This is a genomic window from Streptomyces sp. 3-6 (assembly GCF_056323165.1).
Genome location: NZ_JBWHZP010000001.1, coordinates 524,367 through 547,959 on the forward strand (window position 1 = coordinate 524,367; position 23,593 = coordinate 547,959).

The following is a 23,593-nucleotide window of genomic DNA, read 5'->3' on the forward strand; positions in this document are numbered from 1 at the left end:
GCCGGCGAGTCTAATTCAGCGCCGACGGGGGACCATCTTCCGAGGCGAAAGGAGCCGGTCATGCCCCTGTTCAAGAAGCGGACCGTCGGAAAACCGGGCGAGTGGTACTACTGCCTGGAGCACGGGAAGGTCGAGGAGGGTCCCGACTGCCCCGGCAAAGACCGCTTCGGTCCGTATGCCAGTCCCGACGAGGCCCGGCGGGCCATGGAGACCGCCCGCGAGCGCAACCTCGAGTGGGAGAACGACCCGCGGTGGCACGACGCCGAGGAGCGCGAACGCGGCACCGAGTGAGACGGGCGGACGGTCGGGGCGGGGCCCGCACGGCGGGCCCGGGTGAGGCCCGGGGCGGGCGAGCCGAGGCGGGTGGGCTGGAGACGGCCGCCCGCCGCTCGGGCCGGGGGGGGGCGGGGGCGCGGACCCGCCGTCCGTGCCGGCGGATCGGCGGCGCGGACCACCCGGACCGCCCGGGCCCTCCGGACCGCCCGGGCCCTCCGGACCGGCGGACCCGCGCGGTGGCGCGGACGACCCGTGCGGTGGCGCGGACGACCCGTGCGGTGGCGCGGACGACCCGTGCGGTGGCGCGGACGACCCGTGCGGTGGCGCGAACCGTCCTGGCTCAGCGGACCGTCCGTCCCGGCGCACGGAAGGACCGTCCGTCCCGGCTCACGGAAGGCCCGCCGAAGCTGACCGCTCCCCCACCGTCACCAGCGGGGCGGTGGGGGAGCGGTCAGCAGGTCCGCCAGCCGGGACAGCCGGTCGCGGAAGCGGCGCCGCCCGCGCGGGGCCGGGAGCGCGTTCTCCCCGGCCGCCGCGCTGACCAGGTGCTGCACGGTGTCCAGGTCCAGCTCCGCCCCCTCCGGGACGGCCAGCGTCTCGTGCGCGGTCCCCGGCAGCTCCCCGCCGTCGGGGCCCAGCGCCAGCACCGTCGCCCCGGCCCGCCGGGCGTCCGACACCCGCTCCAGCAGCGGCGCGCCCGGCTCACCCGGCGCCACCACCAGCACCGTCTCGCCCCGGCGGGCCGCCGACAGCCGGCCCGGCCCCACCGCCAGGTGGGCCGGGTCCGTGGGCCGCGCGCCGTGCCTGACCAGCGTGGGCGCCAGCTCCGGGGTGCCCGACCAGGCCGCCTCGTCCACCAGGTGCGCCGCCAGGTGCCACGGCTCGTACGCCTGCGTCCCCACCAGCAGCAGCCCGCCCCCGTGGGACACCACCGACCCCCGCAGGACCCCCGCGAAGCGCCGGGTGGCGCCCAGCCACTCGGTCCCGGCGAGCACTTCCCGCAGCAGCGCGACCCGTACCGCATCCATGCGGCGCATCCTGCTCCGACCCGGCCGCTCCCGCCCGGTGTTCGGCGCCGGTTCACCCGACCGGGCAGGGCCGGACCCGATCCGTCCGCCCCCTCCCGTGACGGCGCTCACGTGCCCCGTGTACGGCGCCGCCGTGGACGTAGAGTCACCCCATGACCACTACCGACAGCGCACAGCAGCCCACCGGGGGCGCCGCGAAGGCCCCCGCCAAGGACCCCTGGGACCTGCCCGACGTCTCCGGACTCGTCGTCGGCGTGCTCGGCGGCACCGGGCCGCAGGGCAAGGGCCTCGCGTACCGCCTCGCCAAGGCCGGACAGAAGGTGATCCTCGGCTCCCGCGCCGCCGAGCGTGCCGTGGCCGCCGCCGAGGAACTCGGCCACGGCGTCGAGGGTGCCGACAACGCGGAGACGGCCCGCCGCAGCGACATCGTGATCGTCGCCGTGCCCTGGGACGGCCACGGCAAGACGCTGGAGTCCCTGCGCGAGGAGCTCTCCGGCAAGCTGGTCGTCGACTGCGTCAACCCGCTCGGCTTCGACAAGAAGGGCGCCTACGCGCTGAAGCCGGAGGAGGGCAGCGCCGCCGAGCAGGCCGCCGCGCTGCTGCCGGACTCCCGCGTCACCGCCGCCTTCCACCACCTGTCCGCCGTCCTCCTGCAGGACCCGGAGATCGACGCCATCGACACCGACGTGATGGTGCTCGGTGAGGTCCGCGCCGACGTGGAGATCGTCCAGGCACTGGCCGGCCGCATCCCCGGCATGCGGGGCATCTACGCCGGGCGGCTGCGCAACGCCCACCAGGTCGAGTCCCTGGTGGCCAACCTGATCTCCGTCAACCGGCGCTACAAGGCGCACGCGGGGCTCCGCGTCACCGACGTGTGACCCGATGGGGGACACTGGACGGCGCAGGCCGTGCCTGTGAACGCCGCAGTGTCCCCCGACAGGAGCCCGCCCCATGCCCCGTCTCGCCCTCTACGCCCTCGCCGTCTGTGCGCTCGCCACCGTCGCGGCCGTCGTCTCCTTCGTGCGGGGCGGCGTCTTCGTGGGCGTCGTGTGGGTGCTGCTCATGGGACTGTCGTCCAACATGGCCTGGTACTACCTCAAGCGCGGCCGGGCAGGGCGGGAGGATGCCCGCGAGGCCGCCCGGGAGGACGGTCCCGTCACCGGTTGACGGAACGGGTCACCGGCTGACGGAACAGAACGTGTTGGTCTCCTGCCAGAACCGGTAGAGGTTCTGGCCGCAGTACGTCTCCAGGTCGGTGACGCCCAGCGCCGACAGGATCGCGTCGACGCCGTCGAAGAAGGCCCCGTTCAGCGCGGGCAGCCACAGCAGCGCGAACACGAACAGCAGGCCGAACGGCGCGAACGGTTCCACCTGCCGGCGCACCCGGTGCGACAGCCACGGCTCGATCACGCCGTAGCCGTCCAGTCCCGGTACCGGCAGGAAGTTCAGGATCGCGGCCGTGACCTGCAACAGCGCGAGGAAGGCGAGCGCGAACCGGAAGTCGGCCGGGACGCCGTCCAGCGCGTCCAGCCAGAACGGCGCCGTGCAGACCACCGCGAACAGCACGTTCGTCAGCGGCCCGACCGCCGAGATCAGACTGTGCCGCCAGCGCCCCCGGATCCGGCCCCGCTCGATGAAGACCGCCCCGCCGGGCAGACCGATCCCGCCCATGATCACGAAGACCACCGGGAGCACGATGCTCAGCAGGGCGTGGGTGTACTTCACCGGGTTCAGTGTGAGATACCCCTTGGCGGCGATCGAGATGTCGCCGCTGTGCAGGGCGGTGCGGGCGTGCGCGTACTCATGCAGGCACAGCGAGACGATCCAGGCGGCCGTCACGAAGAGGAACACGGCGATCCCGGGCCGCGCGGCGAACTCCGTCCAGGTGGCCCAGCCCGCCACCGCGGTCACGGCCAGGATGCCCAGGAAGACGGGACTGATCCGCCGGTCGCGGGGGCGGATGCTGGTGGCGGTCATGGAACTCCCTGGACTGGCCGAAGCGGCGGGCGGACGGGCGTGGTGAGGGGACGGGGCGGGCGGGACGGCCGGGCGACTGGTCGGCTCCCACGGCGGACGGGCGGACGGGCGGACGGGCAGGCGGACGGACGGGTGGACGGGCGGCGCGGTGACGGCCCGGCGGGACCGGGGTGCCGCGCTCCTCGCCGCGGTCGTCCGGGTGGCCGGCCGAGGGGCCCCGCCGCGCTCGTCCGGTGCCCGGCCGGCTCGCGGGCACCACGCCGCCCCGGCCGCCCGCCCGCACGCCGTACCGGAGGCCGACCGTACCCCGTCGCACCGGGAAAACGTCTCGCGCGGGCCCCCGGTTCCGGGAAGGGTGGGCCGGGGCACCGCATCGCGGCCGGAACGACCGGAGACAATGAACCACGTGCGCTACCGCATCCTCGGCACCACCCAGGCACTTCGCGCCGACGGCACCGCCGTCCCGGTCGGCGGGGCACGCCTGCGCGCCCTGCTGACCGTGCTGGCCCTCCGCGCCGGGCGGACCGTCCCGGTGGGCGAGCTGGTCGACGGGGTCTGGGACGGCGATCCGCCCGCCGACGCCACCGGGGCGCTTCAGGCCCTGGTCGGGCGGCTGCGCCGGGTCCTCGGCGCCGACACCGTGACCTCCGCCGACGGCGGCTACCGGCTGGCCGCCGCGCCCGACGACGTCGACCTGCACCGGTTCGAGCGGCTCACCGCCGAGGGCCTGCGGGCGCTGGCCGACGGCGACCCGGCCAAGGCGGGGACGGTGCTCGACGACGCCCTCGCCCTGTGGCACGGCCCCGCCCTCACCGACCTGCCCGGCCGCACGGCTCAGGCGGCCCGCGCCGACGCCCGGCGCCTGGACGCGCTGCGGGCCCGGCACACCGCCGCGCTGGCCGTCGGCGAGGCCGAGCGCTCCCTGCCCGAGCTGATCGGCCTCTGCGACGCCCATCCCCTGGACGAGCTCCTCCACGCTCTGCGGCTCCGGGCCCTGCGCGACACCGGCCGCACCGCCGAGGCGCTGGCCGCCTACGAGGACGTGCGACGCCTGCTCGCCGACCGGCTCGGTTCCGACCCCGGTGCGGAACTGCGCGCCCTGCACGCACAGTTGCTGAACCCGGACCAGGAACGGGAGGGGGCACGGGCCCGGGGCCCGAAGGGGCCGGCCGGGTCGCCTCCCGCCGGTGACCCGGCTCCCGGTCCCGCCCGCGCCCCGGCCCTGTCACCTGCCGCGTCGCCGTCCCCGTCGCTGTCGCCGTGGCCATCGCTGTCACCCTCGCCGTCGCGGGCGATGTCGCCGTCCGCGGGGCCGGGTCCGGCGTCCGACCGGGCCCGGGAGGAGCGGCAGGGGGCCACCGCGGCGGACCGGACGGGGCGCCCCGGCAACCTGCGGGCCCGGCTCACCTCCTTCGTCGGCCGGGAGGCCGACATCGAGACCATCCGCCACGACCTGGGGGCCGCCCGGCTGGTCACCCTGCTGGGACCGGGCGGATCGGGCAAGACCCGCCTGTCGCAGGAGGCCGCCGAGACCGTGCGGCCGACCGTCCCGGACGGCGTGTGGCTGGCCGAACTCGCCCCCGTGGACGACCCCGACACGGTCCCCGAGGCCGTGCTCACCGCCGTCGGCGCCCGGGAGACCGTCCTGTTCGGGGCCGGGGCGGAGGGCATGCGGGCGGTCTCCGACCGGCCAGACGACCCGGTGGAGCGCCTCGCCGAGCACTGCGGCCGGCGCCGCATGCTGCTGATCCTGGACAACTGCGAGCACGTCGTGGCGGCGGCGGCCCGGCTCGCCGAGACGCTGCTGGAACGCTGCCCCGGACTCACCGTGCTCGCCACCAGCCGCGAACCCCTGGGTGTGCCCGGGGAGTTGATCCGCCCGGTGGAGCCGCTCCCGGAACCGGTCGCGCTGCGGCTGCTCGCCGACCGCGGCGCGGCGGCCCGCCCCGGATTCCGGGTGTCGGACGACCCCGACGCCTGCGCCGAGATCTGCCGGCGGCTCGACGGCATGCCGCTCGCCGTCGAACTCGCCGCCGCCCGGCTGCGGATGCTCACCCCGCGCCAGATCGCCGACCGGCTCGACGACCGCTTCCGCCTGCTCACCTCCGGCAGCCGGACCCTGCGTCCCCGCCAGCAGACCCTGCGGGCCGTCGTCGACTGGTCCTGGGACCTGCTCGACGCGGACGAACGGGACGTCCTGGGACGGCTGTCGGTGTTCGCGGGCGGCTGCGACCTGACCGCCGCCGAGGCGGTGTGCGGACCGGTCGCCCTGGAGGCGCTCGGCTCCCTCGTCGACAAGTCCCTCGTGGTGGCCGCCCCGGCGGGCGACGGCGAGATGCGCTACCGGCTGCTGGAGACCGTCGCCGAGTACGCGCGCGAACGCCTCGACGAGAGCGGCGCGCGCGCCGACGCCGAACGCGCCCACCTGACGTACTACCGCGAACTCGCGCGCACCACCGACCTGTTGCTGCGCGGGCCGCAGCAACTCACGGCCGTGGAACGGCTGGAGCGCGAGTACGAGAACGTCCGCACCGCCCTGCGCCACGCCCTCACCCTGCGCGACGAACAGGAGGCCCTGTGCCTGCTGCTGTCGCTGGTCTGGTACTGGCAGATGCGCGACCTGCGCATCGAGGCCCGCACCTGGTGCCGCGAGGTCATGGCGCTCGGCCCGGACCCGTTCACCGAACCGGTGCGCCCCGCCGAGCCGGTGTGGGAGCGCCCCACCGACGCGCCCCCGCCGATGAGCGGCGAACTCCTCGCCGAGGCCCGGCGCGGCGTCCACCTGGCGCACCTCGCCTGCATGGACACCGAACTGGACGACTGGCAGGGCCCGCGGGCCCGGCGCAGGCTGCGGATCGTCGCCGAGACCTACCGGCCCGGCCTGCCCCAGGTCTGCCGCCTGCCCGGCATCTTCTGGTCCTTCGCGGTGATGCTCACCGGGGACTTGGACCGCCTCCACGAGGTCGTCGACGCGGCGGTGGAGACCTGCCGGACGACACCCGGCTTCGAGTGGGAGCTAGCCGCCAACCTCCAGATGCGGGCCAACCTGCTCGCCAACCGCCGGGACCGGGCGGACGAGGCACGGGCCGACGCGGAGGAGGCCCTGGCGATCACCGGCCGCCTCGGCGACACCTGGGGCGTGGCCGAGGCCCTCGCCGCGCGCGGTGAGGCCTACGAGGGCTCCGGCGCCTTCCGGGAGGCCGCGGCGGACTTCGAGGCGGCGATCGAGCGGGCCGAACGCCTCGGCGCCCCCGCCCAGATGGCGGTGCTGACCGCCCGGCTGGGACACGTCCTGCTGGAGGCGGGCGACGCCGAACGCGGTGAACGGCTGCTGCGCGGGGTCATCGCGGACCGGCAGCACTGCGGCCACAACGAGGCGATGCCCGCGGCCCGGCTGTTCCTGGCCGCCTGGCTCGGCATGACCGGCCGCACGGGCGAGGCGCGGGAGCACCTGCGCGCGATGCGCGAGGAGTTCCGCATCGCGCACTACGTGGTGTTCGACGCGATCATCCTGGGCGCCGAGGCCTGGCTGGAGGAGGCCGACGGCCGGTACCGGGAGGCCCTCACCGCGACCCGCAGGGCCCTGGTGCGGGCCGGCGACCCGCTCTCCTCGGCGATGGCGCCGCACCTGCGGCCGGCCCAACTGACCACGGGCGCCGCCGCGCTGGCGGGCGCCCACGGCGTCAGCCGGGCCCGGGACGCCGCCCGCTGCCTCGGGGCCGCCGACGCATGGCTGCCGTCCGGTCACCTGACCTCCGGCGCGGACCGCATGATGCGCGAGCGGGCGGAGCGGCGCATCCGGGCCCTCCTCGGCGACGACGACGTGTACGCCGAGGCGTACACGGAGGGCGGCGGCCTCACGCTGGACGAGGCCGCCGCCCTGCTGGGGCCGGGGTGACCGGTTCCGGACGCGGGGCCGGGCCGCCGTCCGTGCCCCGGGCCGGCGTCCGTGCCCCGGGCCGCTGTCGGCGTCCCGGACCGGCGGGCCTGGGGCCGGGGGTCGGGCCCGGCGCCCGCCGGGAGGGCTGTGGCCGCCGAGCCCCGGGCGCGCCGAACGCCAGGTCCTCGTGCGGAACATCGTCAGGCTCTCGTGCGGAACCTCGTCAGGTCTTCGTACGGAACTTGTGGATCGCGACCGGCGCCATCACCGCCGTGAGGCCCACGGACCAGGCCAGCGTCAGCCACAGGTCGTGCGCGACCGGGCCGCCCACCATCAGCCCGCGGGCCGCGTCCGCCAGGGAGGACAGCGGGTTGTAGGCGGTGAAGTTCTGCAGCCAGCCCGGCATGGACTCCACCGGCGCGAAGATCGACGAGCCGAACTGGAGCGGCATCAGCACCAGGAAGCCCATGCCCTGCACCGACTGGGCGTTCTTCATCACCACGCCCAGCGTGAGGAAGATCCACATCAGGGCCGAGCCGAACACCACGGACAGCCCCACCGCGGCGAACAGCCCCGCCCAGCGGGTGATGTCGAAGCCGACGAGCACCCCGACGAGCAGGAGGATGGTGGTCGCGATCAGCATCCGCACCAGTTCGACCGCGATCTTGGCGAACAGTACGGACCCCCGGCCGATCGGCAGGGAACGGAACCGGTCCATGACCCCGGTGTTGAAGTCCTGGTTGAAGCCGGTGCCCACCCCCTGGGCCATGTTCATGCCCATCATGGCCATGAGGCCGGGCACGATGTACTGCACGTAGGCGTCCTGCCCGCCGCCCAGTGACTGCCCGATCGACCCGCCGAAGACGTACACGAACAGCAGCGTGAAGACGATCGGGAACAGCACGGCGTCGAACATCGACTCCGGGTCCTGCCGGATCCACAGCAGGTTGCGGCGCACCAGGGCACCGGTGTGGCGCAGATGGGCCCGCAACGGGATGCGCGCGTCAGTGCCGGCGGGGGCCGCCCCGGCGGCGTCGGCGGCTTCCGCGGAGGGGACAACGGTGGCGGTACTCATACGGCGACGGCCTCCTCGGGCGTCTCGGCGGGCACGGAGTCCCCTCCCTCACCGGCCCGGTGGCCGGTGAGGGACAGGAACACCTCGTCCAGGCTGGGCAGTTCGGTGGTGAGGGAGCTGAGCGTGATGCCGCGCGCGGTGACCGCGCCCACCACGGCGGTCAGTTGCTCGTCGCTGAGCACGGGGACGAGGACGGCCCCGCCCTCCGGGTCCACGGACGTGCCCGCCAGGCCGGTGATGCCCAGCTCGTCCAGGGCGTCGGCCAGCGGACGCGACTGCAGCGGGTCGGCCGGCCGGATGCGCAGTGTCCGTCCGCCCACGCGTGCCTTCAGCCGCTCGATCCCCCCGCTCGCGATGACCTTGCCCCGGTCCACCACGGTCAGCTCGTGGGCGAGCTGCTCGGCCTCCTCCATGTACTGGGTGGTGAGCAGCACCGTCACCCCGTCCGTGACCAGCCGCCGCACCTCGTCCCACACCTCGTTGCGGGTGCGCGGATCCAGTCCGGTGGTCGGCTCGTCCAGGAACAGCACCGCCGGCCGGCCGATCATCGAGGCGGCCAGGTCCAGGCGCCGCCGCATGCCGCCGGAGTAGGTGGCCGCCGGGCGGCGGGCCGCCTCCGTGAGGGAGAACCGCTCCAGCAGGGCGTCCGCGCGGGCCCGCGCCTCCCTGCGGGGCAGGTCGAGCAGCCGGCCGATCAGGTACAGGTTCTCCCGGCCGGAGAGCTTCTCGTCCACCGAGGCGTACTGTCCGGTCAGCCCGATCATCCGGCGCAGCTGCCGTGGCTGCCGGACCACGTCGAACCCGGCGACCGTGGCGCGGCCGGAGGTCGGGGCGAGCAGGGTGGAGAGGATGCGGACCAGGGTGGTCTTGCCCGCGCCGTTCGGCCCGAGCACCCCCATCACGGTGCCCTCGCGCACGTCCAGATCGACGCCGTCCAGCGCCTTCGTGGCGCCGTAGTGCTTGACCAGCCCCCGTACGGTGACGGCGCTGCCCGCGCCTCCCGGGGCGTTGTCGATTCGCTTCATGCCCCAGACGCTGTCAGCCGCCACCGACATATCGCCGACAGGCCACCGACAGCCCGGCCGCCGTCGATGGCGGACGCCGACACTCCGCCGACAGACCGGCCGTTCGCGCTGGCCTGCTGGCCTGCTGGCCTGCTGGTCGGCCGGCTGGCTGGCCGTGCGGTGCGCTCGCCCGACCTCGGTCGGCCCTGGACGCCCATGGGGTGCGCTCGCTCGCCGTCCCCGCGCGGCTCTCCGGCCGTTCCCTGCCGTCTCTCGGGGCCTTCCGTTGTCCCCCGGTCGCCGGTCCCGCCCTTCCCGGGCGACAGAAGGGCGGCAGCCCGCCGACGGGGGACGATCGGCGGGCTGCCGCGGTGGTGCCGGAATGGTTCGGGGTCCGGGCCGGAGCACCGGAGGCGGCGACGGGCGGTCGGTGGCGGACGCGATGCCGGGCCTGATCGACGGCCCTGGCGGAGTCACCGCGACGGTCCCGGCGGCCCTGGCGGGGTCACCGCGACGGTCCCGGCGGCCCCGGCGGGATCACCGGGACCGTGGGCGGATCAGCGGCGGGTCAGTGGACGGAGTGCTCCTCCTGCGGGAACGTTCCGCCGACCACGTCCTCGGCGAACGCCTTCGCCGCGCCGGTCATCACCGCGCGCAGGTCGGCGTACTGCTTCACGAACTTCGGCACCCGGCCGCCGGTCAGCCCCATCATGTCCGTCCACACCAGCACCTGCGCGTCCGTCTCCGGGCCCGCGCCGATCCCGACGGTGGGGATGTGCAGCGTCCGCGTCACCTCGGCGGCCAGCTCGGCCGGCACCAGCTCCAGCACCACCGCGAAGGCACCGGCGTCCTGCACGGCCTTGGCGTCCCGCAGCAGCTGCTGCGCCGCCTCCTCGCCGCGGCCCTGCACCCGGTAGCCCATCGCGTTCACGGACTGCGGGGTCAGGCCGATGTGCGCCATCACCGGGATGCCCGACTCGACCAGCAGCTCGATCTGCCGGTGCGAGCGCTCGCCGCCCTCCAGCTTCACCGCACCGACCCCGGCCTCCTTCACCATCCGGGTGGCCGAGCGCAGCGCCTGCACCGGGCCCTCCTGGTACGAGCCGAAGGGCAGGTCGGCCACGATCAGGGCCCGGCTCGTGCCGCGCACCACGGCGGCGGACAGCATGGTCATCTGGTCGAGCGTGACCGGCACCGTGGTGTCGTAGCCCAGGTGGCAGTTGCCCGCCGAGTCGCCGACCAGCATGACGGGGATGCCCGCCTCGTCGAAGACGGAGGCGGTCATCGCGTCGTAGGCGGTGAGCATGGGCCACTTCTCGCCCCGCTCCTTGGCGAGGGCGATGTCGCGGACGGTGACCCGGCGGGTGCTCTTGCCCCCGTACAGCGCTTTGCTTCCGCCGGAGGGACCCGCCGCAGGCGTCTGGGCAGCCGAAAGCTGCGTCATGGTGATGTCTCCCAACACGTCGTCTCGAGGCGCCCTGACGGCGTCCCCGGATCGTTTTCCATGGTGGCACCTCGACCGGAGCGGCACCAGGGGAGGCACGACGGGTTTCCGCCGGCCCGCCCGGAGCCGGGCGGGCCGGAGTCGCCCACCCGGGGCCCGAGCGGCCCGAGGCCGGAGGCCGGGTCGGCGACGGAAGCCGGTCGCTGACGGGGCGGACCGGTGCCGGGGCCGGCCGATGACGGCGCAGACCGGTGCCGGGCCAGGCCGGCGGCTCCGGCCGCGCAATGTTCCGGCAAGGACACGGCAAAGGCCTTTCGATACGAGACGGTCCCGTATCGGAAATCGTTAGACTGTGCCGCATGACTTCTCCCGCCGCCACCGGTCGGGTCCCCGACGCCGTGCACCGGCGGCGCTGGGTGATTCTCGGCGTCCTCATGCTCAGCCTGCTGATCGTCGTGCTGGACAACTCGATCCTGAACGTCGCCATCAAGACGATCTCCACACCCGCGCCGACCGGCCTCGGCGCCACGCAGAGCGAACTGGAGTGGGCGATCAACGCCTACACCCTCGTCTTCGCCGGCCTGCTGTTCACGGCCGGGCTGCTCGGCGACCGGCTCGGCCGCAAGAAGGTGCTGCTCGGCGGACTCGCCGTGTTCGGCGTCGGCTCGGCCCTGGCCGCCTTCTCCGGCTCACCGGGGGAGCTGATCGCCTTCCGGGCGGTCATGGGGCTGGGCGCCGCCTTCGTCATGCCGGCCACGCTGGCCGTCCTGATGAACGTCTTCGAGCGGGACGAGCAGCCCAAGGCCATCGGCATCTGGGCGGGCGGCGTCGGCCTGGCCATCGCCATCGGCCCGATCACCGGCGGGCTGCTCCTGGACCACTTCTGGTGGGGTTCCGTCTTCCTCGTCAACGTGCCGATCGTGCTGCTCGCCCTCGGCCTCATGCTGTGGCTGGTCCCCGACTCCCGCGACCCCCGCCCGGGCCGCATCGACCCCGTCGGCGTCCTGCTCTCCGTGGTCGGCCTGGTCCTGCTGGTCTACGGCATCATCCACGGCGGCCGGCTCGCCGACTTCACCGACGCCACCGTGCTGGCGACCTCCGGCGCCGGTCTCGCCGTCCTGGTCGCCTTCGTCGTCCACGAGAAGCGCAGCGACCACCCCTCCATCGACATGGCGTACTTCCGGAACAAGGTGTTCTCGGCCTCGATCGTCGCCATCGCGCTGGTCTTCTTCGCCCTGATGGGCGTCACCTTCTTCGCCGTCTTCTACCTCCAGAGCGTGCGCGGCTACAGCCCCCTGGAGACCGGCCTGCTGCTCCTGCCGCTGGCCGTGGCCCAGCTGATCTTCGCGCCCCGGGCCCGGCTGGTCGTGGACCGCTTCGGCACCCGGGCCACCACCACCGGCGGCCTGCTGCTGCTCGCCGCGATGCTGGGCGGCTTCGCCGTGCTGGACCGCGACACCCCGCTGTGGCTGCTGGAGATCCTGTTCTTCCTGATGGGCACGGGCATGGCCCACGTCATGACGCCGGTGAGCGTCGTCATCATGCAGGCCCTGCCCCGCGAGAAGGCGGGCTCGGCGTCCGCGCTCAGCAACACCTTCCGCCAGGTCGGGGGCGCCCTCGGGATCGCCGTCCTCGGCTCGGTGCTGTCCGCCGCGTACCGCACGGGCATCGAGGACCGGCTCGGCATGCTGCCGCCCGCCGCCCGGCACGCGGCCGGTGAGTCCATCGAGGCCACGCTCGCCGTCGCCGCCCGGCTCGGCCCGCGCGGAGACGCCCTGGTCGCCCCGGCGGGCGACGCGTTCCTGCACGCCATGCACGTCACCGCGCTGTGCGGCGCGGCCGTCGCGGTGCTCGGCGCCGTCGTCACCGCCCTGTTCCTGCCGGGCCGTATCCCGGCCGCGCCGGACGACGCCCACGACGAGGAGCTGGTGCCCACGAGGGACCGTCCCACCGAGGGACCGTGAGGACGGCCATGACGGTGACCGAGGCGGTGACCGAGGCGGTGACCGAGGCGGGGGATGCCCGAGGGGTGTGGACGGCCGGAGCCGGCCCACGAGCGGCCGAGGGCCACCCGCCCCGACCCGACCCCACCCACGGAAAGGACACAGCGACGTGAGCCTCGTCGAGCCCGGCCCCCGGCAGCAGGACGGCCCCGCCCGCGGACGCCCGCGCAGCGAGGCGGTCGAACGCGCCATCATCGAGGGCGTGATGCAACTTCTCGAGGACGGGGTGCCCCTCGCCGAACTGTCCATCGAGCGCATCGCGCGCACCGCGGGCGTCGGCAAGGCCACCATCTACCGCCGCTGGGAAGGCAAGGAACAGCTGTTCGTCGACGTGATGCGGGCCGCCGAGCCGCCGGACCCCGAACTGCCCGGTGTCTCGGTCCGCGACGACCTCGTCGCCCTCCTGGAAGCGCTGCGGCTGCGCGGGCTGGCCGGCCGGACCTCGGCGATCCTGCACCACGTCCGCGCCCAGATGAAGAGCAGCCCCCAGCTGTGGGCCGCCTATCACGAGACCGTCGTCGCCCCGCGCCGGCGGCTCGGCCTGGAGGTGCTCCGGCGCGGCCAGGACACCGGCGAACTCCGCGACGACCTCGACCTGGACCTGCTCAGCGACATCATCGTCGGCCCGCTGCTGGTGCGCACGGTCCTGCACCCCGACGCCGACCTCCCGGACGGCCTCGCCGAACAGGTCGTCGACACCTTGCTGGAGGGGCTGCGCCCGGTGGACCGTCCGGGCTGAGCGGCCTCGGTCCCGGCCCCGGGCCGTTCAAGGTGGTGCGGGACGGGGCGGCCGGCCGGCGGATGTGCGCGTTCGGTCACAGAGCGCGCCGTTCGTGCCCCTCCTGGAACTCCTGGAGCGGCCGCGTACGTCCTCGCCCCCGTACGGCCGTCGCAGGACGGCGGGAAAGGAACCGAACATCCCCTAGGGTTCGTACGGACACGGGGGAGTCGGTGTGCACGGCAGGTTGTGAGGCGACGGTATGGCGCAGCAGGCGTACATGACGGAGACGGACCACGGAGGCTCGGGGCCCGAGCACCGGACGACCCGGCTTCAGCGTCTGTTCGCCCGGCTGACCAGAGGCTGGCGGGGGGATCCCCGCATCTGGCGCCGGGGTGTCGTCCTCGCCGTCTGCGCGGTGCTGATGGCCCTGGTCATGGTGGCCCACGCACAGATCCCGAACCGGATCGGCAACTTCGGCAGTCTGGTGGAGACCTTCCTGCCGTGGGTGGGGCTGTTCATCCCCGTGCTGCTGGTGCTCGCCCTGATCCGCAGGTCGGCGACGGCGCTCATCGCGGTGCTGCTGCCCGCTGTCGTCTGGCTGAACCTCTTCGGCGGCCTCGTCACCGACAAGACCACCGGGGGCGGCGAACTCACGGTCGCCACCCACAACGTCAACGCCCAGAACCCGGACCCGGAGGGCACCGCCCGGGACGTGGCCGCCGCGGGCGCGGACGTCCTGGCGCTGGAGGAGCTGAAGGCCTCGGTGGTGCCGGTCTACGAGAAGGCGCTGGCGTCGACGTACCGGTACCACGAGGTGGTCGGCACGGTCGGGCTGTGGAGCAAGTACCCGCTGAGCGACGTGCGGGCCGTCGACATCCGGCTGGGCTGGGAGCGCGCGATGCGCGCGACGGTGGACTCCTCCGCCGGGCCGGTCGCCGTCTACGTCGCCCATCTGCCGTCCGTCCGGGTCAAGATGGAGGCCGGCTTCACCGCGCACCAGCGGGACCGGAGCGCCGACGCGCTGGGCGAGGCCATCTCCCGCGAGCCCCTGGAGAACGTCGTCCTGCTCGGCGACCTGAACGGCACCATGAACGACCGCGCCCTCAACGCCGTGACCTCGCAGATGCGTTCCACGCAGGGCGCCGTCGGCAGCGGGTTCGGGTTCAGCTGGCCGGCGTCCTTCCCGATGGCGCGCATCGACCAGATCATGGTCAAGGGCGCCGAACCGACCACCTCCTGGACCCTGCCCAGGACGGCGAGCGACCACCTCCCGATCGCCGCCCGCGTGAAGCTGGCACCGTCCTCCGGGAACTGAACCCGGCGTACTGACCGGGATCCTCCTCCGACCCGCCCTCGGCGACGCGACCCTGAACCGTGACCGTGCTTGGTCCGCCCCGATGAGGCGGACCGTCGGCTCACGGCTCACGGCTCACGGCAGGCAGCGCGGTGCGGCCGACGGGGCCGCGCCCAGCGCCCAGCGCCCCGCGCCCCCGCCCGCACCCTCGCCCCGGGCCGAAGCCCGCTGCGGACCGGGGGAGCCGGGCGCGGGGGCGCGGCCCGCCGACGTTCAGCCCGTCTCGGGTGCCTGCTCGCGCCAGCCGCTGGTCAGGGGCAGACGGCGGTCCTTGCCGAAGCCCTTGGGCGAGATCTTCGTGCCCGGCGGGTACTGGCGGCGCTTGTACTCCGCCCGGTCCACCATCCGCAGGGTCCTGGCCACCAGCTCCGCGTCGTAACCGGCCGCCACGATCTCGTCGGCGCCCCGGTCGCGGTCCACGTACAGCTCCAGGATGGCGTCCAGCACCGGGTAGTCCGGCAGGGAGTCGGTGTCGACCTGACCCGGCCGCAGCTCCGCGCTGGGCGGCTTGGAGATGGAGTTCTCCGGGATGGGCGGGGTCTGACCGCGCTCCAGGGCCACCCGGTTGCGCCACTCGGCCAGCCGGAACACCGACGTCTTGTACACGTCCTTGATGGGGCCGAACGCCCCCACCGAGTCGCCGTACAGCGTCGAATACCCCACCGCCAGCTCCGACTTGTTGCCCGGCGCCAGCACGATGTGGCCCTCCTGGTTGGAGACCGCCATCAGCAGCGTGCCGCGCAGCCGCGACTGCAGGTTCTCCTCGGCCAGACCGGTCAGCTCCAGCGACCCCATGTAGGCGTCGAACATCGACTCGATGCTCACCGTGCGGTAGTGGCAGCCGGTCCGCCGCGCCAGTTCCGCGGCGTCGTCGCGGGAGTGCTCGGAGGAGTACTTCGACGGCATCGACAGGCCGTACACGTTCTCCGCGCCCACCGCGTCGCACGCGATCGCCGCCACGAGCGCCGAGTCGATGCCGCCGGACAGCCCGATCACCACGGACCGGAAGCCGTTCTTGACGACGTACGCCCGCAGCCCGACGACCAGCGCGGAGTACACCTCCTCGTCGTCGTCCAGCCGGGCCGCCTGCGAGCCGGTGTGCTCCGGCTCGTACGCGGGCAGCGGCTCCTCGGACAGCACGACCCGGTCGATCCGCAGCCCGTCGTCGACGACCCCGGTGGGCGCCCCGGCGTCCGCCGCGGGCAGGTCCAGGTCGATGACGACACAGCCCTCGGTGAACTGCGGCGCGCGGGCCAGGACTTCGCCGTCACGGTCGACGACGATGGAGTCCCCGTCGAAGACCAGGTCGTCCTGGCCGCCGGTCAGCGCCAGGTAGGCGGTGGTGCAGCCGGCCTCCTGGGCGCGCTTGCGCACCAGCTCCAGCCGCGTGTCGTCCTTGTTCCGCTCGTACGGCGAGGCGTTGACGGAGAGCAGCAGCCCGGCCCGCGCCGACCGGGCGGCCGGCACCCGGCCGCCGTCCTGCCACAGGTCCTCGCAGATGGCGAGGGCGACGTCCACGCCGTGCAGCCGCAGCACGGGCAGGGTGTCGCCGGGCACGAAGTAGCGGAACTCATCGAAGACGCCGTAGTTCGGCAGGTGGTGCTTGGCGAAGCTCAGCACGGCCTCCCCGCGGTGCAGCACTGCGGCGGCGTTCTGCGGCGCGCCGGCCGGCTGTCCGTACTTCGGCTGCGCGACGGGGCTGCGGTCGAGATAGCCGACCACCACCGGGAGTTCGCCGAAGCCCTCCTCGGCGAGGCGCGCGGCGAGGGAACGCAGGGCCGCGCGCGAGGCCTCGACGAAGGACGACCGGAGGGCGAGATCCTCGACGGGATACCCGGTCAGCGCCATCTCCGGGAACGCCACCAGGTGCGCTCCCTGCTCGGCGGAGTGCCGGGTCCAGCGGACGATCGTTTCGGCGTTGCCGGTGAGGTCACCGACACGGGAGTCGATCTGATTCATGGCGAGGCGTAGTTGAGGCACGCCGCCCAGTGTAATCGTCAGAGAGACGCGATGTGGAGGAGGACGGCCCGGCGAAGGCCGGACGGTGGGCCGGCGGTGGGCCCGGCGGAGGCCCGTCCGCGGTCCGAAGACGGCCTGAAGAAGGCCTCAGGACGGTTCGAGGACGGCCCGAAGACGGTTCGAGGACAAACCCGACGGCGGAACGACGGGCCGCCGCGTCGGGCCGTCCGGCCTGCCACACGGGAGCTGCCCGGCCGGCGTGGTCCGGCCGCCGTACGACGCCGGGGCCGGCCGGGGCCGGGCCGTCCGCGTCACGCGGGGTCAGCGGGGCGCCGCTCCGCGCTCCCGCAGCATCCCCGCCATCAGGTCGATCTCCGACTGCTGTGCCTCCACCATCCCCCTGGCCAGGCGCTTCTCCACCGCGACCGTGCACCGGGCGACACAGCCCTCGGCCATGTGGACCCCACCCTCGTGGTGGTCCGTCATGAGCTGGAGGAAGAAGATCTCCGCCTGCTTCCCGTTGAGCTTCCCGAGCCGCTCCATCTCCGCGCGGGTCGCCATACCCGGCATCAGCGCCCCGTCCTCGCCGTCCTCGCCGTCCGTCGCGCGGTCGCCCATGCCCATCCAGGTCATCGGCGGGTCGGCGGACACCTTCGGCAGCTCCCACAGGTCCAGCCAGCCCAGCATCATGCCGCGCTGGTTGGCCTGGGTCTGGGCGATGTCGTAGGCGAGCCGGCGGACCTCCTCGTCGTCCGTACGGTCCCGGACGACGTACGACATCTCGACGGCCTGCTGGTGGTGCACCGCCATGTCCCGGGCGAACCCGGCGTCCGCGGAGTCGGCGGACGGGACCCGGTCCGAGCCCTCGTCGCCGGCCACCGCGTAGGTCAGCGCCCCGGTCCCGACGAGCGCGAGCGCCGCGGCCGCCGCGATCAGGCCGTACGTCCTCACCGGCCGATCCCGCCCGTGCAGGCGGCCCCCGGCTCGGGGGTCTGCGCACCCTGCACGAACTTCTCGAGGAACGCGTCGACGGCGGGGTCGTCCGCTCCGGTCACGGTGCGCTGGTGTCCCCACGCCGAGAGCATGATCGGGTCCTTCTGGTCGTCGACCGGGCTCATCAGCGTGTAGGGGGTCTTCCGCACCTTGGCCGCCAGCGCCTTCACCTCGGCGTCGTCGGCGGCGGCGTTGTAGGTGACCCAGACCGCGCCGTGCTCCAGCGAGTGGACGGCGTTGGTGTCCCGGATCTCCTGGTCGTAGACGTCGCCGTTGCAGTTCATCCACACCGGGTTGTGGTCACCGCCGACCGGGGGACGGACGGGGTAGTCGACCGCCTGGGTGACGTGGTTGCGGCCCAGCGTCCCCTTCCAGGTCTTCACGCCGTCGTCGCCGGTGACGAACCGGCCGGACTGCTTCCCGTCGCCGCCACCGACCGTGGCGCCGCCGTCGTCGTCGGACTGCGACCGGAGCAGGAACACACCGCCGACCACCAGCCCCGCGACGACCACCGCACTGGCCGCGACCGTGAGGACGCGGTTGCGCCGGGCGCGGGCCTGCTCCGCCCGGCGCATCTCCTCTATGCGTGCCGTGCGTGCCGCGTTGCTCTTCTTGGCGGAGCCCATGAGACGTGTCCTTCGCGTGTGGGACCAAGCAGGGGGTGAACGGGGGTGGAGCGGAACAGCGGGCGGGCGGAACAGGGGTGGGGCGTGGGTCGGAACAGGGGGTGTGACAAGCGGGTGAGCAGATCGTAATGGCGCGGAGCGGTGAGACGGGTGGCGTCACCGGGTTCGGTGGGCACGGCGCAGGCGTCGGCAGGCGCGCGGCAGGCGCGGCAGGCGAGCGGGGCGCGCCGCGGGCAGCGCCGAGAGGCTCACGTGACTCAGTGACTCAGTGACTCAGCCACTCAGTGAGACTCAGCAACTCAGTGACTCGGGTACCTCAAGTGACCCGGAGGCTCAGGCGGCGCGGCCGGGCGGCCGAGGAGTCCTGTCCGAATAGTTGAATGCCGGATGCACATTATCTAGGGTCGGCCTCATGCGGCTGCTGCGCTCCACCGACCTGGCCCTGCGGGTCCTCATGCGCCTCGCCGTGGCCGGTTCCACCACTCCCACGACCCGTGAGGTCGCGGAGGCCATGGGCGTGCCCTACACGCACGCCGCGAAGGTCGTCGCCGAACTGCAGCACATGGGTCTGCTCACCGCCCGCCGCGGCCGGGGCGGCGGACTGGCCGTCACCGAACGGGGCCGCACGGCGTCGGTCGGCGCCCTGGTGCGCGCCTTCGAGGGGGAGGGCGAGGTCGTCGACTGCGAGGGTGTCGCGACCGGCGCGCCCTGCCCGCTCAGCTCCGCCTGCGGACTGCGGGGCGCGCTGCGGCGGGCCCAGGAGGCGTTCTTCGCCACCCTGGACCCGCTCACCGTCGTGGACCTCGTCACCGGCCCGACGGGCCCCCTCCTGCTGGACATCACCCCGAAGCCCCGCCAGGGACCCGCCTGAACTCGACCCCGAGCCCGACCCCGAGCCTGAGAGCCCGACTGAGAGCCCGAACGGGCCGCCGCGCGGCCGTCGGGATGCCGGCCGGTGCTACGCGGCCGCCGCCAGCCACAGGTCCGGCCCGAACACCTCGTAGTGGATGTCGGCCGGGGCGACCCCCTTGCGGATCAGCTGCTCCCGCACCGTCCGCATGAAGGGCAGCGGCCCGCACAGGTACGCGCGCGTCCCCGACGCGACCGGCACCCGGCTGAGGTCCACGTAACCGGTGCCCGCCCCGGCCGGGGCGTCCTGCTCGTACCAGAAGTGCACCGCCGCGTCCGGCAGCTTCGCCGCGTACGCCTCGTGGTCGGTGCGCAGGGCGTGGTCGGCGGGGGAGCGGTCGCCGTGCACCACGGTGACCGGGGCGCGGTGCCCCGTCTCGGCCAGGTGGGCGAGCATCGCGGTCATCGGCGTCACCCCGATCCCGGCGGAGGCGAGCAGCAGGGGCGTGTCACCGTCGGCGTCCAGCACCAGGTCGCCGTACGCCTCGGACAGCTCGACGACGTCACCGGCCCGGACGTGCGCGTACAGGTGACCGGAGACCTCACCGTCGGGCGCCGAGCCGTCCCGGACCCGCTTGACGCTGAACTGCCGCTCGTCCGGGGCGGGCGCGCCGGACAGGCTGTACTGGCGTATCTGCCGCGCGCCGTCGGACAGGGGCACCCGCACCGAGACGTACTGGCCGGGCCGGAAGGGGCGGACCGGGCCGCCGTCCGCCGGCCGCAGCCGGAAGGTGACGACGTCGGCGGTCTCGGGGACCCGCGCGACGACCTCCCAGGGCCGCCACCCCGGACCGCCCTGCTCCTCGTACAGCCGCTTCTCGATGGCGATCAGGGCGTGCGCCATCAGCCAGTACACCTCGTCCCACGCCGCCGCGACCTCCGGCGTGACCGCGTCGCCCAGCACGTCGGCGATGGCCGCGAACAGGTGCTCGTGGACGATCCCGTACTGGTCCGGGGTGACCCCGAGGGAGGCGTGCTTGTGCGCGATGCGCCCGAGCATCGCGTCCGGCCGCTCGTCGGGGTGCTCCAGCAGGTGCGTGGCGAACGCCGCGATGGACCCGGCGAGGGCCTGGCGCTGGGTCCCGGCGGCCTGGTTGCCCCGGTTGAACAGGTCGCGCAGCAGTTCCGGACGGGCGGCGAACATCCCGGCGTAGAACCGCTCGGTGATCTCGTCGAGGGCGGCGCCCACGGCGGGAAGCGTGGCACGGATGGTGGCAGCGGACTGCACGGACAGCATCGGGTCTCCTCTGGATCGACTGTCTGCACGTCTCATTAAACTTGCATACGAAATACCAATTAACAGGGGGGTGCCCCTTGAGCGGGCCCGGGCGCCTTGACCAGGCGGTTCGGTGGGAAGCGGAAGCCTGAGCCGGGTCCCGCGGCCCACGCCTCGACGGAGCGGGAGCGAGCCGGCCGGGCCCACTGGCACCCCTACGGGCATCCCCTGGCGCCCTTACGGGTGTCCCCTGGCACCCCTCCTGGCGGCCCCTACGGGCATCCCCCACGGGCGTACGGCCGCCCCGCCGCGCGCGGGTCCGCCGAGTGATCCAGGTCGGCAACGTGCATGAAACGCAGATGTGGTGTGATGCTCGGGTTACCCGTCCGTCTCCCGTGCGCGGAGGCGGGGTGGGCGGCCGGACCGGCAAGGATGGGGAAGCGGAAGATGGACAAGCAGCAGGAGTTCGTGCTCCGGACCCTGGAGGAGCGGGACATCCGGTTCGTACGCCTGTGGTTCACGGACGTCCTGGGCTTCCTGAAGTCCGTCGCCGTGGCCCCGGCCGAGCTGGAGCAGGCCTTCGACGAGGGCATCGGCTTCGACGGCTCCGCCATCGAGGGCTTCGCCCGGGTGTACGAGTCGGACATGATCGCCAAGCCGGACCCGGCGACCTTCCAGGTCCTGCCCTGGCGCGCCGAGGCCCCCGGCACCGCGCGCATGTTCTGCGACATCCTGATGCCGGACGGCTCCCCGTCCTTCGCCGACCCGCGCTACGTCCTCAAGCGGGCCCTGGCCCACACCTCCGACCTGGGCTTCACCTTCTACACCCACCCGGAGATCGAGTTCTTCCTGCTGAAGGACAAGCCGGTCGACGGCAGCCGCCCCACCCCGGCCGACAACTCCGGCTACTTCGACCACACCCCGCAGAACGTCGGCATGGACTTCCGCCGCCAGGCCATCACCATGCTGGAGTCGATGGGCATCTCGGTCGAGTTCTCGCACCACGAGGGCGCCCCCGGCCAGCAGGAGATCGACCTGCGCTACGCGGACGCGCTCTCCACCGCCGACAACATCATGACGTTCCGCCTGATCATGAAGCAGGTGGCGCTGGAGCAGGGCGTCCAGGCGACGTTCATGCCCAAGCCGTTCTCCGAATACCCGGGCTCCGGCATGCACACCCACCTCTCCCTCTTCGAGGGCGACCGCAACGCCTTCTACGAGTCCGGCGCCGAGTACCAGCTCTCCAAGGTCGGCCGCTCCTTCATCGCGGGCCTGCTGCGGCACGCCGCGGAGATCTCCGCGATCACCAACCAGTGGGTCAACTCCTACAAGCGCATCTGGGGCGGCTCGGAACGCACCGCCGGCGCGGGCGGCGAAGCCCCGTCCTACATCTGCTGGGGCCACAACAACCGTTCGGCCCTGGTCCGCGTCCCGATGTACAAGCCCGGCAAGACCGGTTCCGCCCGCGTCGAGGTCCGCTCCATCGACTCCGGCGCCAACCCCTACCTCGCCTACGCCGTCCTCCTGGCCGCCGGCCTCAAGGGCGTCGAGGAGGGCTACGAACTCCCGCCCGGCGCCGAGGACGACGTCTGGGCCCTCTCCGACGCCGAGCGCCGCGCCCTGGGCATCGAGCCCCTCCCGCAGAACCTCGGCGAGGCCCTCACCCTGATGGAACGCAGCGACTTGGTCGCCGAAACCCTCGGGGAGCACGTCTTCGACTTCTTCCTGCGCAACAAGAAGCAGGAGTGGGAGGAGTACCGCTCCGAGGTCACCGCCTTCGAGCTGCGGAAGAACCTGCCGGTGCTGTAAGGGCAGGTCCAGGCGGTTCTCCCGCGGCCCGAGGCGACTGACTGACACGCGTCCGAGAGGTGACTACGTCAAGGAGCGCAGCGCCGCTGCTGATGCCACCAGACCTTCCCTCTCCAGTGACGCGATCACGTCGGCCACCACCGCGTTGGGCGGAGTCTTCCAGGCGTCGGCTATCTGCGTCAGCGCCGCGTACACCAACTGGGGTGACAGGTCCACCTGCGCTTCGATGAACGCGTCCGGGTGGATGGCCTGTACGTCCCACGCGGACAGCTTCCCCGCCGGAAAGTCCGACAGGTTGAACGTGACAATGACCTGCGCCTTCGCGCGGATCGCGGCTGCCAGGACGTGACGGTCGTCGGGATCTGGCAGGTCGACCACGTCGACCAGCGGCTCATACCCCGTGACCAACACGTCCCGGACCGCCCCCGCCATCAACTCCCGTGTTCTGTCCACCTTGCGCGGGTCCAGGTCCGGACGGTTCTTCTTCAGGTTGCGGAAGGTCTCGTCGAGGATCTTGTCCGTCCACTTGGCCTGCACCAAGCCTGCTTGCGCCACGCGGATGAGTACGTCGCGCAGGGTGCTCGGGTACAGCACATTGGCGTCGTAGACGGCGATGAAAGCCATGGCCTAGATGTTTCCCATCTCCTGGCCGAGCTGGGTGAGCTCATCAGCCATGAGCCGGCGACGGCGGTCGTCCTTGCGTTGGTACTCCAACAGGGACGACGCAGTGATTCTGCGGTGGGTGCCGACGGTCCGGTACTCGATCTCACCCGCCTCCAGGAGGCCGATGAGGAAGGGGCGGGACACGTTGAGCATGTCGGCGGCTTGCTGCGTGGTGAGTTCGGCGTCGGACGGAACGATGGAGACGCCGCGCCCGGCTCCCAGGTGAGCGAGCAGCGATGCGAAGAGTTCCACGACTTCGCGAGGGAGTTCCAAGGGCTCACGGTCGCCGCCTCCGTCCTGCACGGTGACGCGGATCTGGGAGGCATTCTGGTGCTCGGCCAGGTAGGTCCGTACCCGTGCGAGGGCGTGGTTCGCTGATTCCTGCTTGTCGTCCGGAAGCTTCACCGGACGGATGTCGGTCTTGGTCATTGCGCGCCCCTGACTGCTGTGGTTGGGCGCCCATGGCCCGTCGCTCGGCGGTCGACGGACTGGTCACGGCAGTGACTCCCGGCCGATGGCGCGGCCTGGGGCACTGCCGTGAGGGCGGTGGCGGACGGGGACTCCGGGATGGGGTTGGTCAACGCCGGCTGTTACGAGTATCCGCAATAATCGAAACAAACGCAACAGGTGCCGATCGGGCAGATCTGTCGCGCTCA

20 protein-coding genes are annotated in these 23,593 nt (G+C 73.3%); 9 read left to right on the plus strand and 11 right to left on the minus strand.

Going from position 1 to position 23,593, the window contains the following annotated elements:
* Positions 1 to 60 precede the first annotated feature (60 nt).
* Positions 61 to 291, plus strand: coding sequence for a hypothetical protein (locus AC02VZ_RS02155; RefSeq protein ID WP_432055829.1), 231 nt, complete (start codon positions 61 to 63; stop codon positions 289 to 291).
* Positions 292 to 701: 410 nt separating this feature from the next.
* Here AC02VZ_RS02155 and AC02VZ_RS02160 read toward each other — a convergent pair whose 3' ends face one another.
* Positions 702 to 1,304 carry a hypothetical protein gene (locus AC02VZ_RS02160; protein WP_432055828.1) on the minus strand — a complete coding sequence of 201 codons (603 nt, stop codon included), beginning with the start codon at positions 1,302 to 1,304 and terminating at the stop codon, positions 702 to 704.
* A 152-nt stretch (positions 1,305 to 1,456) separates the two neighbouring features.
* On the opposite strand from AC02VZ_RS02160, the gene npdG reads away from it, so the two are divergent.
* Both npdG and AC02VZ_RS02170 read left to right on the plus strand, forming a co-directional pair.
* Positions 1,457 to 2,182 (plus strand): NADPH-dependent F420 reductase, encoded by a 726-nt coding sequence (gene npdG / locus AC02VZ_RS02165; protein WP_476474365.1) that lies wholly within the window; start codon positions 1,457 to 1,459, stop codon positions 2,180 to 2,182.
* A 73-nt stretch (positions 2,183 to 2,255) separates the two neighbouring features.
* Positions 2,256 to 2,471 (plus strand): hypothetical protein, encoded by a 216-nt coding sequence (locus AC02VZ_RS02170; RefSeq protein ID WP_432055826.1) that lies wholly within the window; start codon positions 2,256 to 2,258, stop codon positions 2,469 to 2,471.
* A gap of 9 nt (positions 2,472 to 2,480) precedes the next feature.
* Here the strand turns inward: AC02VZ_RS02170 and AC02VZ_RS02175 are convergent, their stop codons facing one another.
* Entirely contained in the window at positions 2,481 to 3,281 is an 801-nt protein-coding gene (locus AC02VZ_RS02175; protein WP_476474366.1) for a site-2 protease family protein, read from the minus strand.
* A 397-nt stretch (positions 3,282 to 3,678) separates the two neighbouring features.
* Here AC02VZ_RS02175 and AC02VZ_RS02180 point away from each other — a divergent pair, with 397 nt between their 5' ends.
* Positions 3,679 to 7,179, plus strand: coding sequence for an AfsR/SARP family transcriptional regulator (locus AC02VZ_RS02180; protein WP_476474367.1), 3,501 nt, complete (start codon positions 3,679 to 3,681; stop codon positions 7,177 to 7,179).
* 205 nt (positions 7,180 to 7,384) lie between these two features.
* Here the strand turns inward: AC02VZ_RS02180 and AC02VZ_RS02185 are convergent, their stop codons facing one another.
* The 3 genes from AC02VZ_RS02185 to panB form a co-directional block, all read right to left on the minus strand.
* Entirely contained in the window at positions 7,385 to 8,236 is an 852-nt protein-coding gene (locus AC02VZ_RS02185) for an ABC transporter permease (RefSeq protein WP_432055823.1), read from the minus strand.
* Positions 8,233 to 9,261 carry an ATP-binding cassette domain-containing protein gene (locus tag AC02VZ_RS02190; RefSeq protein WP_476474368.1) on the minus strand — a complete coding sequence of 343 codons (1,029 nt, stop codon included), beginning with the start codon at positions 9,259 to 9,261 and terminating at the stop codon, positions 8,233 to 8,235. Before AC02VZ_RS02190 ends, AC02VZ_RS02185 begins: the two co-directional genes overlap by 4 nt.
* Positions 9,262 to 9,808: 547 nt before the next feature.
* Positions 9,809 to 10,684 (minus strand): 3-methyl-2-oxobutanoate hydroxymethyltransferase, encoded by an 876-nt coding sequence (gene panB, locus AC02VZ_RS02195; protein WP_432055821.1) that lies wholly within the window; start codon positions 10,682 to 10,684, stop codon positions 9,809 to 9,811.
* A 359-nt stretch (positions 10,685 to 11,043) separates the two neighbouring features.
* Here panB and AC02VZ_RS02200 point away from each other — a divergent pair, with 359 nt between their 5' ends.
* From AC02VZ_RS02200 to AC02VZ_RS02210, 3 genes are all read left to right on the plus strand, one after another.
* Positions 11,044 to 12,648, plus strand: coding sequence for an MFS transporter (locus tag AC02VZ_RS02200; RefSeq protein ID WP_432055820.1), 1,605 nt, complete (start codon positions 11,044 to 11,046; stop codon positions 12,646 to 12,648).
* Between the two features lie 148 nt (positions 12,649 to 12,796).
* Entirely contained in the window at positions 12,797 to 13,426 is a 630-nt protein-coding gene (locus AC02VZ_RS02205) for a TetR/AcrR family transcriptional regulator (RefSeq protein WP_432055819.1), read from the plus strand.
* A gap of 241 nt (positions 13,427 to 13,667) precedes the next feature.
* Positions 13,668 to 14,723 carry an endonuclease/exonuclease/phosphatase family protein gene (locus AC02VZ_RS02210; RefSeq protein WP_432055818.1) on the plus strand — a complete coding sequence of 352 codons (1,056 nt, stop codon included), beginning with the start codon at positions 13,668 to 13,670 and terminating at the stop codon, positions 14,721 to 14,723.
* A 252-nt stretch (positions 14,724 to 14,975) separates the two neighbouring features.
* Here AC02VZ_RS02210 and AC02VZ_RS02215 read toward each other — a convergent pair whose 3' ends face one another.
* From AC02VZ_RS02215 to AC02VZ_RS02225, 3 genes are all read right to left on the minus strand, one after another.
* The gene (locus tag AC02VZ_RS02215; RefSeq protein ID WP_432055817.1) at positions 14,976 to 16,742 is read right to left on the minus strand and encodes an NAD+ synthase; all 1,767 of its coding nucleotides are present in this window, start codon (positions 16,740 to 16,742) and stop codon (positions 14,976 to 14,978) included.
* A 300-nt stretch (positions 16,743 to 17,042) separates the two neighbouring features.
* Entirely contained in the window at positions 17,043 to 17,672 is a 630-nt protein-coding gene (locus AC02VZ_RS02220; protein ID WP_432055816.1) for a DUF305 domain-containing protein, read from the minus strand.
* Positions 17,669 to 18,340, minus strand: coding sequence for a DUF3105 domain-containing protein (locus AC02VZ_RS02225; RefSeq protein WP_432055815.1), 672 nt, complete (start codon positions 18,338 to 18,340; stop codon positions 17,669 to 17,671). Before AC02VZ_RS02225 ends, AC02VZ_RS02220 begins: the two co-directional genes overlap by 4 nt.
* A gap of 412 nt (positions 18,341 to 18,752) precedes the next feature.
* Between AC02VZ_RS02225 and AC02VZ_RS02230 the strand changes: the two genes are divergently transcribed.
* Positions 18,753 to 19,211 carry an RrF2 family transcriptional regulator gene (locus AC02VZ_RS02230; RefSeq protein ID WP_432055814.1) on the plus strand — a complete coding sequence of 153 codons (459 nt, stop codon included), beginning with the start codon at positions 18,753 to 18,755 and terminating at the stop codon, positions 19,209 to 19,211.
* 87 nt (positions 19,212 to 19,298) lie between these two features.
* Here AC02VZ_RS02230 and AC02VZ_RS02235 read toward each other — a convergent pair whose 3' ends face one another.
* On the minus strand, positions 19,299 to 20,486 hold the full coding sequence (locus AC02VZ_RS02235; RefSeq protein ID WP_432055813.1) for a globin domain-containing protein: 1,188 nt from the start codon (positions 20,484 to 20,486) through the stop codon (positions 19,299 to 19,301).
* A 426-nt stretch (positions 20,487 to 20,912) separates the two neighbouring features.
* On the opposite strand from AC02VZ_RS02235, the gene glnA reads away from it, so the two are divergent.
* Positions 20,913 to 22,274, plus strand: coding sequence for a type I glutamate--ammonia ligase (gene glnA, locus AC02VZ_RS02240; protein WP_432055812.1), 1,362 nt, complete (start codon positions 20,913 to 20,915; stop codon positions 22,272 to 22,274).
* A gap of 63 nt (positions 22,275 to 22,337) precedes the next feature.
* Here glnA and AC02VZ_RS02245 read toward each other — a convergent pair whose 3' ends face one another.
* Both AC02VZ_RS02245 and AC02VZ_RS02250 read right to left on the minus strand, forming a co-directional pair.
* Positions 22,338 to 22,898, minus strand: coding sequence for a VapC50 family PIN domain-containing toxin (locus AC02VZ_RS02245; protein ID WP_476474369.1), 561 nt, complete (start codon positions 22,896 to 22,898; stop codon positions 22,338 to 22,340).
* Positions 22,899 to 22,901: 3 nt separating this feature from the next.
* Positions 22,902 to 23,366: a helix-turn-helix domain-containing protein gene (locus AC02VZ_RS02250; protein ID WP_476474370.1), complete on the minus strand. Its 465-nt coding sequence runs from the start codon at positions 23,364 to 23,366 to the stop codon at positions 22,902 to 22,904.
* Between the last annotated feature and the right edge of the window lie 227 nt (positions 23,367 to 23,593).

Excerpts from the sequence above, each read along its gene's own strand:
- AC02VZ_RS02155 (WP_432055829.1), top strand. The coding sequence starts at position 61 with ATGCCCCTGTTCAAGAAGCGGACCGTCGGAAAACCGGGCGAGTGGTAC.
- AC02VZ_RS02160 (WP_432055828.1), bottom strand. The coding sequence starts at position 1,304 with ATGGATGCGGTACGGGTCGCGCTGCTGCGGGAAGTGCTCGCCGGGACC.
- npdG (WP_476474365.1), top strand. The coding sequence starts at position 1,457 with ATGACCACTACCGACAGCGCACAGCAGCCCACCGGGGGCGCCGCGAAG.
- AC02VZ_RS02170 (WP_432055826.1), top strand. The coding sequence starts at position 2,256 with ATGCCCCGTCTCGCCCTCTACGCCCTCGCCGTCTGTGCGCTCGCCACC.
- AC02VZ_RS02175 (WP_476474366.1), bottom strand. The coding sequence starts at position 3,281 with ATGACCGCCACCAGCATCCGCCCCCGCGACCGGCGGATCAGTCCCGTC.
- AC02VZ_RS02180 (WP_476474367.1), top strand. The coding sequence starts at position 3,679 with ATGAACCACGTGCGCTACCGCATCCTCGGCACCACCCAGGCACTTCGC.
- AC02VZ_RS02185 (WP_432055823.1), bottom strand. The coding sequence starts at position 8,236 with ATGAGTACCGCCACCGTTGTCCCCTCCGCGGAAGCCGCCGACGCCGCC.
- AC02VZ_RS02190 (WP_476474368.1), bottom strand. The coding sequence starts at position 9,261 with ATGAAGCGAATCGACAACGCCCCGGGAGGCGCGGGCAGCGCCGTCACC.
- panB (WP_432055821.1), bottom strand. The coding sequence starts at position 10,684 with ATGACGCAGCTTTCGGCTGCCCAGACGCCTGCGGCGGGTCCCTCCGGC.
- AC02VZ_RS02200 (WP_432055820.1), top strand. The coding sequence starts at position 11,044 with ATGACTTCTCCCGCCGCCACCGGTCGGGTCCCCGACGCCGTGCACCGG.
- AC02VZ_RS02210 (WP_432055818.1), top strand. The coding sequence starts at position 13,668 with ATGGCGCAGCAGGCGTACATGACGGAGACGGACCACGGAGGCTCGGGG.
- AC02VZ_RS02225 (WP_432055815.1), bottom strand. The coding sequence starts at position 18,340 with ATGGGCTCCGCCAAGAAGAGCAACGCGGCACGCACGGCACGCATAGAG.
- AC02VZ_RS02230 (WP_432055814.1), top strand. The coding sequence starts at position 18,753 with ATGCGGCTGCTGCGCTCCACCGACCTGGCCCTGCGGGTCCTCATGCGC.
- AC02VZ_RS02235 (WP_432055813.1), bottom strand. The coding sequence starts at position 20,486 with ATGCTGTCCGTGCAGTCCGCTGCCACCATCCGTGCCACGCTTCCCGCC.
- glnA (WP_432055812.1), top strand. The coding sequence starts at position 20,913 with ATGGACAAGCAGCAGGAGTTCGTGCTCCGGACCCTGGAGGAGCGGGAC.
- AC02VZ_RS02245 (WP_476474369.1), bottom strand. The coding sequence starts at position 22,898 with ATGGCTTTCATCGCCGTCTACGACGCCAATGTGCTGTACCCGAGCACC.
- AC02VZ_RS02250 (WP_476474370.1), bottom strand. The coding sequence starts at position 23,366 with ATGACCAAGACCGACATCCGTCCGGTGAAGCTTCCGGACGACAAGCAG.